Consider the following 11,844-nt stretch of genomic DNA (forward strand, 5'->3'; position numbering starts at 1 on the left):
CGACCTACGTCGACAACGGACCGACCTACGTCGACAACGGACCGACCTACGTCGACAACGGACCGACCTACGTCGACAACAGACCGACCGCTCGACAACCGGCCGACCGCTCGACAACCGGCCGACCGCTCGACAACCGGCCGACCGCAGTCGGTCACCGTCGACGACGGGCCGACCGCAGTCGGTCAGGCGCCAGGGCGCTCCGCCGGCTCAGAAGATGGTGCGGCCCTGTTCATCCGGTATGCCAGATTTGCGATAGAAGTACGTGTTCACCTGGTCGCGCCACTCGATCGCGCTGCGAAGCTGCTCCGCCAGGCGCTCCGACACCCGGGCCGCCAGGCGCGCACCCGAGCCCGCACCGGCCGGGGTGGTGCGCCCCGGCCCGGCGCGCCCGTCGTCTGCTCCTGCGGTGTCTGCTCCGGCGTGAGCGGTGTCGCCGGGGCGCGGCGCGTGGCCCGGCCCCGTGTGACCACCGTCGTCGGACAGCGCCGCCGCGACGCCGTCCCACGCGGCGGCGAACCTCTCGACCCGCTCCACGCCGTCGAAGTGCGTGTCGTAGATGTGCTGGATCACGGTCTTCCCCGAGTGCAGGACATGCGTGTACGGGACGTGGTGGAAGAACAGCAGCAACTCGTCGGGGCACGTCTCCAGGGACTCGTAGACCGACGCCCACGGTTGCGGGTACAGGCCTGCGTACCCCGTCCCGGTCGCCACCGTCCGGTCGACGCCGATCCCGTCACGGTCCGCGAAGTGGTAGGTGCCCCAGGGGGTGTACTCGTAGCCGTCCACGTCGGGGCCGTAGTGGTGGCCGGGGCGCACCATGAAGCCGACACCGAGGGGGGAGGTGTACCGCTCGTACGTCTCCCAGGACTCGTCGAGGACCTCGTGCAGGGTGTGGACGACGTCGGCCGGTGCGCCCGGGAACGTCAGCGCGATCCACTCGTCGAGCAGTGCGGTGGGATCCGCGGCGGGGTTCCAGGCCAGCCGGCCGTACGCATAGAGGTTGGCCTGCGCCAGAGGATGCCCGGTCCAGAACTCGTCGTCCCCCACGTTGGAGACGGCGACGATGCCGCCGGAGCGCGCCACGATCCCGGCCACCGATGTCGGCGGAAGGGCCGCGCGGTCACCGTCCGGACCCGCGAAGTCGAAGGTCAGGACCTCGCTCCACTGGCGGCCCAGGTACACGGCGTGCTTCTGCTGGCCCGTGTACTCCTGGGTGACCTGGAGCTCCAGGGCGACCCGCGTGTCCGGCATCGCCGCGATCACCGGGGACACCGGCTCGCGGACCTGGAAGTCCATCGGGCCGTACTTGACCTGGACGATCACGTTCTCGGCGAACCGCCCGTCGAGCGGGGCGAAGTGGTCGTGCGCCGCGCGTGCCCGGTCGGTGGAGCGGTCGCGCCAGTCCTGGCGATGGTCGTAGACGAAGGCGCGCCAGTGCACGAGCCCGCCGTGCGGGGCGACGGCCTCGGCGAGCATGTTCGCGCCGTCGGCGTGGTCGCGTCCGTAGGCGAACGGGCCCGGCTGACCCTCGGAGTCCGCCTTCACCACGAAGCCACCGAAGTCGGGGATCTCGGCCCAGACCCGGTCGGCGGCCTCACGCCACCAGCGTGCCACGGCCGGATCCAGCGGATCCGACGTGCCGAGTCCTCCCAGCGTGATCGGCGACGCGAAGGACACCGACAGGTGCACCCGGATGCCCCACGGCCGGAACGCCGCCGCGATCCGGGCGACGTGCGGCAGGTCGTCCGTGAGCAGGCGCGCCTCGCGGGCGTGCACGTTCACGTTGTTGATCGCCACGCGGTTGACCCCGGTGGAGGCGAGCAGGCGCGCGTATGCCTCGACACGCGACAGGTCCGTACGTACCCGGCCGTGGTCGTAGAAGATCGACCCGCCGGAGTACCCCCGCTCGACCTGCCCCATGACCTCGTGGACCGCGACGTTATCCCAGTGGTCGAGCATCCGCAGGGCGGTGGCCGGCGCGTGCCGCTCGACCAGGTCCGGTCCGCTGAACGCCGCCTCCCCGAGCCGGACGACGTGGAAGAACCCGTACAGCAGCCCTCGGTCGCAGGCTGCCTCGACGACGACGGCGCCGTCCTCCCGCGACACCCGGAACGACTCGTCGTCCTCCTCGCCGGTCGTGTCCCGCCCGTCGACCACGCCATCCGTGGCGACCACGCCATTTCGGGCCGTGGACGCGTTTCCACGGCCCGAAATGGCGTGGTCGCCAGAAATGGTGTGGTCGACAGATGCGGCGTGGGGAGCGGCGGCCAGGGACGAAGGTGCCTGCGGGTCGGCGTCGTCCTCCGCGATGGTGAGGACCAGGTCGGCGTCGAACACGCCTGAGCCCGACTCCAGCCGGGTGAACGAGCCGCCGTGGGTGGCGGTGGCCGTCGCGACCTCGGCGGCGACGGTGCCGACCAGCGCGCCGTCGCCGCGGATCGCCACGCGACGCCGCCCGACGGCCGCGAACGCCGCTTCGGGCAGCCAGGCGGCATGCGGCCGGGCAGGGCCTGCCCCCGACGCAGGCGGCTCGGCGGGGTTCCGTCCCGCGTGTGGCTCCGCCGGGCGTGATCCGTCCTTGCGCGGCCTGGCCGGGGACGACCCGGTGTGCGGCCCGGAGGCGTGCGCGCCGGGCCGCCGGGCGTCGCGGGGAGCACCGCTGGAGGCGTCGTCGGGGATGCTGGCCGGGGTGCTGCGGGGGGAGGAGTTCACCAGTCGTGGACCGTTCCGTCGAGGGTGCGGTTGATGGGCAGGTACGCGGGTGTGTACTCGAAGCGTGCCGCGAGATCCTCGTCCAGGTCCACCCCGAGACCAGGGTTCACCCCCGGATGGAGCAGCCCGTCGGTGAACGTGTACGACGTCCGGAAGACCTCCAGCGTCGTGTCGCTGTGCTTCATGTACTCCTGGATGCCGAAGTTGTGGACGGCCAGGTCCAGGTGCAGCGCGGCCGCCATGCCCACGGGGGAGACGTCGGTGGGCCCGTGCATCCCCGAGCGGATGCCGTACAGCCCGGCGAAGTCGAGCAGTTTCCTCATGTGCGTGATCCCGCCGGTGTGGGTGACGGCCGAGCGGACGTAGTCGATGAGACGCTCCGTGATGAGGGTCTGGTAGTCGAAGGCGGTGTTGAACACCTCGCCGATGGCGATCGGTGTGGTCGAGTGCTGCCGGATCAGGCGCAGGGCGTCCTGGTCCTCGCCCGGTGTGGCGTCCTCCAGCCAGAACAGGCGGTAGGGCTCGAGGTCGCGGGCCAGACGGGCGGCCTCGATGGGGCGCATCCGGTGGTGGCCGTCGTGCAGGAGCGGTAGCTCCGGGCCGAACTCGTGACGCACCGCCTCGAAGACGCCCGGGATGTGCCGGAGGTACGCCGACGTGTCCCACTCCTCCTCGACCGGCAGCGCGCGCCCCGCGACGACGTTCCGTCTGGCCGGTTCGTAGTCGTACCGCTGTCCCGGGCGCTGGTCGCCCGCGACGCCGTACACCTGGCCGAGGCCCGGGACTCCGGTCTGAATCCGGATCGCGCGAAATCCCAGTTCGAGATGGTTGCGGATGGAGTCGAACAGCGCCTCGACCGTGGTGCCCGACGCGTGGCCGTAGGCGAGCGCGCCCTTGCGCGACGCTCCGCCCAGCAGCTGGTAGAGCGGCAGCCCGGCGGCCTTGGCCTTGATGTCCCACAGCGCGACGTCGACGGCGGCGATGGCGGCCATCGTGACGGGGCCGCGCCGCCAGTAGGCGCCCCGGTACAGGTACTGCCAGGTGTCCTCGATGTTGGCGGGATCCCGGCCGATCAGCAGCGGGACGACGTGGTCGGTGAGGTAGGCGGCGACCGCGAGCTCGCGGCCGTTGACGGTCGCGTCGCCGAGCCCGGTGACGCCGTCCGACGTCGTGATCTTGAGCGTGACGAAATTGCGGCCGGGCGAGGTGAGCAGCACCTCGGCGGATTCGATGTGGGACACGGGAAACGTTCTCCTTGGTCGGTTCCGGCGCCGTCCGCCCGCTCGCCGACCGGCGCGACGGGTCAGGCGGACGCCGGCGAGCGGATCGGGCACCGTAGTGCTCCGGCGAGAGCGCGCCACCGGCGAGCGCGCGCCCACCGGCGAGCGCAGCCGGCGGGTGCGGTCGGTCCGTTGTCGAGATCGGTCGGCCGGATGTCGGTGCGGTCGGTCCCCTGAGGGACCGACCGCACCGACATCCGACCGACCGCTCGACATCCCGCCGACCACATCCACCCGGGAGTCGGGGTGCCCGCCGGACGCCGGGTGGGCCGTCAGGGGGTGGGGGCCGGGTAGGCCTTCTTCGGGAGGTGGTACGCGAGGTCTGCGGCGGTGTCAACCGCTTCGTCGAGGTCCAACCGGTGTTCGGCGACGAGCCGCGCCAGGTAGCCGGCGTCGATCCGGCGGGCGAGGTCGTGACGGGCGGGGATCGAGCAGAAGGCACGGGTGTCGTCGACGAATCCCGACAGGTTCGAGAACCCGGCCGTCCCCGTCGTCGCCTCGCGGAACCTGCGCATCGCGTCCGGCTCGTCGAGGAACCACCACGGCGCACCCAGCCGGAGCGCCGGGTACACCCCGGCGAGCGGCGCGAGTTCGCGGGAGTAGGTGTCCTCGTCCACGGTGAACGCGATCAGACGGAAGTTCTCGACGTGCCCGAACGTCTCCAGGACCGGTCGCAGCGCGTGCGTGTACTCGGTGACGACCGGGATGTCGTAGCCCTTGTCAGGGCCGAAGATCGCGTGCCGCTCCGTGTCGTGGTTCCGGAGTACCCCCGGGTGCAGCTGCATGACGAGTCCGTCCTCGCACGACATCGCCGCCATCTGGAACAGCATGTGCGCGGAGAACGCGGCGGCCTCGCCCGCGGTGACGTCGTCGCCGGCCAGTGCCCGTGCGAAGAGGCCGGCGGCGACGTCGTCGGGCAGCGGCGTCGTGTCCGCGCTGAGGTGGCCGTGGTCGGTCGCGCTGCCTCCGGCGGCGACGAAGGCACGGCGGCGCTCGCGCAGTGCGGCCAGATAGGTGGTGTAGTCGCCGATCTCGATACCCGATGCCGCGGCCAGGCGCCCGACGTCGTCCCGCCACGCGGGCTGGTCCAGGTGCAGGAGCGGGTCCGGCCGGAAGGTGGGTACGACGCGTGGCGCCGGGAGCGTGGCGGTACCGGGCGCGGCCGACCCGGAACCGGCCGCTGTCCCCGCGGTGTGCGCGGCACGGGCGGCCGGCCCGTTCCCGCCGACGTTCTCGGCCAGGCTGCCGAGCTCCGCCGCGAGCCTCCGGTGCTGCTCCAGATCGCTCCATGCCGGGTCCGTGGTGGCGAGGGTCTCGATGCGGAACCGGTCCAGCAGAGCGCGAGGGCGGAAGTCGGGCTCCGCGAGACGGGCGGCGATCTGGTCGTAGATCGCGTCGGCGCTCTCGGCCGACGGACGCTCGGTGACGCCGAAGATCTCGACCAGCTCGTGCTCCAGCCAGTACCGGGTCGGCGTGCCGCGGAAGTGCTTCCAGCCCGCGCAGAACCGGCGCCAGATCGCCCGCGGATCGGTCTCGAGGCCGGGTGTTCCCTCCGGCCCCACGCCCAGCGCCGGCAGCGGCGTGCCCTGTGACACGAGCATCCGGGTCAGGTAGTGGTCCGGAACGACGAACAGCTGCGCCGGGTCGGGGAACGGGGCGTCGTCGGCGAAGGTGGTGACGTCCACATGCCCGTGCATCGACACGATGGGGAGGTCGCGGGTGGTCTCGTAGATCTCGCGGGCGACAGGTCGGGTGGCAGGGTCGGCGGGAAGTGCGCGATCCGGGTGCAGGGTCCATTCGGTCATGCCGGGCCTCCTGGGCATCGTTGCCGTGCGAACGTTTGCATCGTACCCGAGTGGTCCGAGGCCACGGTTCGCCAGATCTCCTGGTTGCGCGACGCCCGCACTGTGTGCAAACGTTCGCGTGACAGGTCCGGCCCAGAGGAGGTGCCATGGCAACGGTGCACGATGTCGCCCGCGACGCCGGCGTCTCGATCTCGACCGTCTCGCGCTCGTTCGATCCCCGCAGCAAGATCTCGCCGGCCACCCGCGCACGCGTGCTGGCGGCCGCGGAGCGGCTCGGCTACCGGCCCCACCCCGTGGCGCGCGGGCTGCGCACCGGGCGCACGCACGCCGTGGGCCTGCTCGTCCCCGACCTGGAGAACCCCTTCTTCGCCGCCATCACGAAAGCGGTGCAGGCCCGTGCCCGCGCGGAGGGGTACGAGGTGTTCGTCGCCGACTCCGACGAGGACCCCGACGCCGAGCCCCCGCTGATCCGCGCGCTCGCGGCTCGCACCGACGGCCTGCTCGTCGCGTCGCCACGCGCGGACGCGGCGACGCTCCGCGAAGCCCTGGGCGGAGTGACCGCGGTGCTGCTCAACCGGGAGCTGCCGACGGTCCCGGAGCGCGCCGACGGCGTCGCCACCACGGCCCCCGCCATCCCGGCCGTGACCCTCGACGACGCCGACGGCGTCGCTCAGATCCTGGGGCACCTGAGCTCCCTGGGGCACCGGGCGGTAGGGGTGGCGGCCGGACCGATCGCCTCCTGGTCGGGCGCGCGACGGGTCGCGGGCCTGCACGCCGCGGCGGGGCGCTGGGGCGTGCGGCTCGTCGAGCTGGGCGAGTTCCGGCCCCACTTCGCCGGTGGCACGCAGGCCGCCGACCATGCGCTGGCGAGCGGCGTGACCGCCGCCGTCGTCTTCAACGACCTGATGGCGCTCGGTGTGCTGGACCGGCTGCGGCAGCGCGGGGTCGACGTGCCTGGCGAGATGTCCGTGGTCGGGTACGACGACGTCCCCCTGGCGACGCTGGTCACCCCGGCGCTGACGACCGTCCGGGTGCCGCTGGACCGGCTGGGAGGACGTGCGGTGGATCTCCTGCTGGCTCGGCTCTCGGGCGCGACGACACCGGCGGCGGGCGCACGGCTGCCCGTGGAGCTGGTGGTCCGCGGATCGGCGGGGCCCGCGCCCGCGCGGCCGGGCGGGCGATGACGGACGACCGACACGGAGGAGGAACGCCATGACCGACAGGCTCCGACGGGGAACGCTCCCGGAGATGGTGGCCGCACCGGTGGACCCGGAGCGGATCGGGATCGTGCACCTGGGAATCGGGGCGTTCCATCGCGCTCACCAGGCCGTGTGCACGGAGCGCGCGATGGTCGCGACGGGGGATCTCACCTGGGGGATCCTCGGCGTCACCCAGCGCTCGGCCACGGTTCGCGACCAGCTCCGCCCGCAGGGCGGGGTGTACGGCGTCCTGACGGCCGGCGCAGCCACGGCCGCGGGTGCCGAGGACGGGAGCGGCGCGGCCGGCGCGGGCGGGGCTGCGCGACCGGGGTACGTCGTCGGCGACGACCTCCGGCTTGACCTCGTGGGCGCGGTGGTCGATGTCGCCTACCCCGCTGCCGAGACCGCGCGGGTGATCGACACCCTCGCCGCGCCGACCACCCATGTCGTCACCCTGACGATCACCGAGAAGGGGTATGCCCGGCTCCCCGGCGGCGGCCTCGACGTCGACCGGGTGCGTCCCGACCTCGACGTCCTCGCCGGCAGCGAGGCACCGCAGGCGGCTGCCGCACGGCCCCGGCCGGCCGGTCGGGCGGCGCCCGGCGATCCGTCGCCGCCCGTGGCCGCCGCACAGCAGGCCGTCGCCTCGTCCGCGGTGCCGGACGGCGCGCCGGTGCCCCCGGCCGCCGAGGTCCTGCCGGCCGCGTCGGCCATCGGGTTGCTCGTCCGCGGCCTCGCCGCCCGCCACCGCGCGGGCGACGCTCCCCTCACCGTGCTGACGTGCGACAACATGGTCGACAACGGCCGCGTCCTGGAGCGGCTGGTGCGGGAGGCCGTCGACGCCGCGCTGCCCGGCGCCGAGGGCGACGGCCTCCGGGCGTACCTGGACGCCCGGGTCGCCTTCCCCTGTTCGATGGTGGACCGCATCGTCCCCGCGACGACACCCGGTCAGCGCGACGCCGTCGAGCGCGCCCTCGGGGTCCGTGACGAGGGACTCGTCGTCGGCGAGCCCTTTCTCCAGTGGGTGATCGAGGACCGTTTCGCCGGGCCCCGCCCCGCCTGGGAGCACGCCGGGGCCACCCTGACGCCGGATGTCGCCCCGTACGAACAGGCGAAGCTGCGCCTCCTGAACGGGACGCACTCCCTGGTCGCGTACGCGGGGGCACTCGCCGGCCACGCCACGATCGCCGAGGCGATCGCCGATCCCGTGATCGCGCGGCACGCGCGTGTCTACCTGTTCGACGACGCACTGCCGACCCTCACCCCGCCTCCCGGTCTCGACCTCGGTGAGTACGGTGAGGAGATCCTCCGCCGGTTCGCCAACCCGCACACCGGCCACACGACGATCCAGGTCGCGATGGACGGGACCCAGAAGATCCCGTTCCGGTGGGGCGGGGTCGTCGAGGACTCGCTCGCGGCCGGGCGGACACCGTACGGCGTCGCGTTCGCGCTGGCGTCGTGGGCGAGGTTCGTCGAGCGCCGGACGCTTGCCGCGAGCGGCCGGGGTGCGGACGTGCCGGGCGGGTCCTGCGACGGTGTCGACGACCCGCGGGCCGAGGAACTGGCCGCGCTGGCCGGCGGGTCCGACATGGCTCTCGGCGCGGCGGGATCCCGGCGGGCACCCGAGGTGGTGCGCAGGCTGGTCACACTCCCGGGGCTGCTTCCCGTCACGAGCGACGACCTCGTGGAGGCGGTCCTCGACGCCGCCGGGTGAGGTCGGCGGGTGGGCCCGGCGGAAGGGGTCAGAAGGAAAGCCCTTTCCGAATGTCGGCGTCCGCGGGTAGTGTCGGACCGAATCGAATCGAGCGGGTAGTCGACGACGACAGGGAGCACCCGAATGAGAACCACGATTCTCGGTACCGGCGCCATCGCGGCGCAGCACGCGAGCTCGATCGCCGCGCTCGGTGAGCACGGTGTCGCCGCGCAGGTGGTGCACGCCGTGGACATCGACGCCGACCGTGCCGCACGGTTCGCCACCGACCACGGCGTGCCGGGCCACGGGACGTCCCTGGCCGACGTACTGCCCGAGACCGACGTGCTGCACGTCTGCACGCCACCCGGCGCCCACCTGGCCGCCACCCTGGAGGCGCTCGCGGCCGGGGTGCACGTGGTCGTCGAGAAGCCGGCGGTCCTCTCGCTCGCCGAGCTGGACCGGATCGCCGCGGCCGAGAGATCCGCGGCCCCGGCCCGGAACGGCGTCGGAACGGCGCGGTTCACGCAGGTGGTGCAGCACCGGTTCGGAGCGGGTGCCCTGCGGCTGCGTCGCCTGCTGGACGACGGCGCGCTCGGCCGTCCGCTCGTCGCCACCTGCGACACCCTGTGGTTCCGGCCACCTGCCTACTTCGACGTTCCGTGGCGGGGCCGCTGGGACACCGAGGGCGGTGGCCCCACGATGGGCCACGGCATCCACCAGTTCGACCTGCTGCTCGCGATGTTCGGCGAGTGGACCGAGGTGACGGCGATGGCGGGCCGCCTCGCTCGGGAGGTGGACACGGAGGACGTCTCGATGGCGATCGTGCGGTTCGCGAGCGGTGCGATGGCGAGCGTCACGAACAGTCTCCTCTCCCCGCGCGAGACCTCGGACCTGCGCTTCGACACGGAGAAGGCCACCATCGAGCTGTCCCACCTCTACGGGTACTCGGACGACGACTGGACGTTCACGCCGGTCGCCGGCCAGGACGACGTCGCACGGCACTGGGGGCCCGAGCCCGACGCGCTGCCGAGCGGGCACCTCGCCCAGTTCGTTCCCACCTACCGCGCGTTCGCCGCAGGCGAGGCGCCGCCCGTCACCGCGGCCGACGTCCGGGGCACGCTCGAACTGGCCGCCGCGATCTACCGCTCCGCGTTCACGCGGGTGCCCGTCCGTGCCGGGCAGATCGGCCCGGACGACCCGTTCTACGAGTCGATGCGCGGTTCCGGGCCCGAGTGGGCACCCGTCAAGGACGTCGCCGAGGAGGTGGCCCGATGAGCGAGCCGGTGCCGACCGGGAACCCGCGCGGACACCAGGATCCTCCGGGCGAGGTCAGGGCCGTCCCCCGCCTGGAGGACGACGGGACCGCGCTCCACTGCGATCTCTTCACCTACGTCTACCGGCCGAGCGACGTCCAGTACGAGTCGCCCCGCCCCTACTTCCACCCGATCCGGACGGCCGGCGGACGCGAGGTCAGCGCCTACCGGCCCTGGGACCACGTGTGGCACAAGGGCATGGCGTGGTCGCTGCCCAACGTCGGGCCGTGGAACTTCTGGGGCGGGCCCACCTACGTACGTGAGCAGGGTTACCAGAACCTGACGAACGACGGCACGCAGGAACACGAGCAGTTCGCCGGCGTCTGGGCCGACGGCGGAGCGGCCGGGTTCGCCGAGGAGCTGGCCTGGCGCGCGACACCCGCCGGCTGGGCGCCGCCGGGGCCCGACGGGTCGTACGGTCCGGGCGGCCCGGTCGCGGGAGCGCCCGGCGACGTCGTCGTGCGTGAACGCCGTTCCGTACGGGCGGCGGTGCACGACGACGCGTGGGTGCTCACCTGGCGTTCGGAGATGACGAACGTGACGGAGCAGTCGCTGGACATCGGCAGTCCCACCACCAACGGCCGGGAGAACGCCGGGTACGGCGGGCTGTTCTGGCGCGGGCCGCGGTCGTTCACCGAGGGCATGGTCCTCGCGCCGGGATTCACCGGTGACGCCGAGGAGGTGCGTGGCGAGCGGTTCGAGTGGCTCGGCATCGTGGGCCGGCACGACGGTGCGGCGCCCGGCCCGGACGGCGGTTCGGCCGCTTCGACCGTGCTCATGGTGGATCCCGGCACGAACCCGGGCGGGACTCCGCAGTGGTTCGTGCGGGCGTCACCGTTCTGCTGCATCTGCCCCGCGCCGTTCTTCAGCACGGAGGTCCCGTTCGGCGCGGAGGAGACGCTGGTGTTCGAGTACGCGGTGGTCGTGGCCGACGGGGAGTCGGACGGGGACCGCGCGGAGCGCCTCGCGGGGGCGGGCCGGGAGGAACTGGGGAAGCGATCGAGATGGTGAACGCGCCGGTGTTTCCTGGCGGGACGTCGGTCTCGCAGCTGCGGGTGTACGACTGGCCCGCGGCGGATGCGCCGGGCGGCTCCGGGACGCCGCATCTGCACACGACCTCGACCGAGGCCTATGTGGTGCTCGCGGGGCGCGGGCGCGTGGAGACGCTGGGGCCCGAAGGCTTCGCGTCGCACGACCTCGCCCCCGGGCGGATCGTGTGGTTCTCGCCCGGCGTGATCCACCGCGCGGTGAACGACGGCGGGCTCGAGGTCCTGGTCGTCATGTCGAACGCCGGCCTTCCGGAGGCGGGTGACGCCGTCATGACGTTCCCGTCCCCGGTCCTGGCCGAGACCGCCGCCTACCGACAGGCGGCGGCGCTGCCCGAGCCGTCGGACGGGTCGATGCCCGAGGGCGGCCCGGCCGCCGAACTGGCCGAGGACGCTGCCGTCGCCGCGGCCGCCCGCGCCCGCCGGGACCTGGCGCTGGAGGGCTACGCCGCGCTGTGCGCGGACGTCGAGGCCGCCGGCCCGGGGCAGTTGGAGCCGCTCTACGCGGCCGCGGCGCGCCTGGTGCACGGTCGTGCGGAGCGCTGGCGTGAGGTGTGGACGACCACGTCGGCTCGCACCGTCTCGGAGACGGACGGCGCCCTGGACGCACTGGCGCGTGACGTCCCGGCGGACGCCGTCGCGCACCTCATGGGCGGGAGGGTGGCCGCCGCGGACGCGCGCCCGGGCCCGCGCCGTTACGGCATGTGCGGGAGGCTGCGGGTCTGGTCGACGCGCTGACCGGCAGACGCGCCGGGGAAACGTGACCGGGAGGACGACCGGGAGACGCACCGGG

Annotated in this window: 8 protein-coding genes; 5 read left to right on the plus strand and 3 right to left on the minus strand. The window is 73.3% G+C overall.

What is annotated here, in order from left to right; genetic code table 11:
* Nucleotides 1–210: 210 nt before the first annotated feature.
* The 3 genes from J0911_RS09670 to J0911_RS09680 form a co-directional block, all read right to left on the minus strand.
* Nucleotides 211–2,448, minus strand: coding sequence for an alpha-glucuronidase (locus J0911_RS09670; protein WP_372434863.1), 2,238 nt, complete (start codon nucleotides 2,446–2,448; stop codon nucleotides 211–213).
* 263 nt (nucleotides 2,449–2,711) lie between these two features.
* Complete coding sequence (gene manD / locus J0911_RS09675; RefSeq protein ID WP_307865008.1) at nucleotides 2,712–3,956, minus strand: D-mannonate dehydratase ManD; 1,245 nt, start codon at nucleotides 3,954–3,956, stop codon at nucleotides 2,712–2,714.
* A gap of 311 nt (nucleotides 3,957–4,267) precedes the next feature.
* Entirely contained in the window at nucleotides 4,268–5,800 is a 1,533-nt protein-coding gene (locus tag J0911_RS09680) for a glucuronate isomerase (RefSeq protein ID WP_207275266.1), read from the minus strand.
* 146 nt (nucleotides 5,801–5,946) lie between these two features.
* Here J0911_RS09680 and J0911_RS09685 point away from each other — a divergent pair, with 146 nt between their 5' ends.
* The 5 genes from J0911_RS09685 (at nucleotide 5,947) to J0911_RS09705 (ending at nucleotide 11,789) form a co-directional block, all read left to right on the plus strand.
* Nucleotides 5,947–6,984: a LacI family DNA-binding transcriptional regulator gene (locus J0911_RS09685; protein WP_207275267.1), complete on the plus strand. Its 1,038-nt coding sequence runs from the start codon at nucleotides 5,947–5,949 to the stop codon at nucleotides 6,982–6,984.
* A gap of 28 nt (nucleotides 6,985–7,012) precedes the next feature.
* Nucleotides 7,013–8,713 (plus strand): mannitol dehydrogenase family protein, encoded by a 1,701-nt coding sequence (locus J0911_RS09690; protein ID WP_207275268.1) that lies wholly within the window; start codon nucleotides 7,013–7,015, stop codon nucleotides 8,711–8,713.
* 123 nt (nucleotides 8,714–8,836) lie between these two features.
* Nucleotides 8,837–9,967 carry a Gfo/Idh/MocA family protein gene (locus J0911_RS09695; protein WP_207275269.1) on the plus strand — a complete coding sequence of 377 codons (1,131 nt, stop codon included), beginning with the start codon at nucleotides 8,837–8,839 and terminating at the stop codon, nucleotides 9,965–9,967.
* Nucleotides 9,964–11,016: a DUF6807 domain-containing protein gene (locus J0911_RS09700; RefSeq protein ID WP_207275270.1), complete on the plus strand. Its 1,053-nt coding sequence runs from the start codon at nucleotides 9,964–9,966 to the stop codon at nucleotides 11,014–11,016. Before J0911_RS09695 ends, J0911_RS09700 begins: the two co-directional genes overlap by 4 nt.
* Nucleotides 11,010–11,789 carry a cupin domain-containing protein gene (locus J0911_RS09705; RefSeq protein ID WP_207275271.1) on the plus strand — a complete coding sequence of 260 codons (780 nt, stop codon included), beginning with the start codon at nucleotides 11,010–11,012 and terminating at the stop codon, nucleotides 11,787–11,789. The genes J0911_RS09700 and J0911_RS09705 overlap by 7 nt, the downstream gene beginning before the upstream one ends.
* The last annotated feature ends 55 nt before the right edge of the window (nucleotides 11,790–11,844 follow it).

It is taken from the genome of Myceligenerans salitolerans, assembly GCF_017349295.1.
GTDB classification, from domain to species: Bacteria; Actinomycetota; Actinomycetes; order Actinomycetales; family Cellulomonadaceae; genus Myceligenerans; species Myceligenerans salitolerans.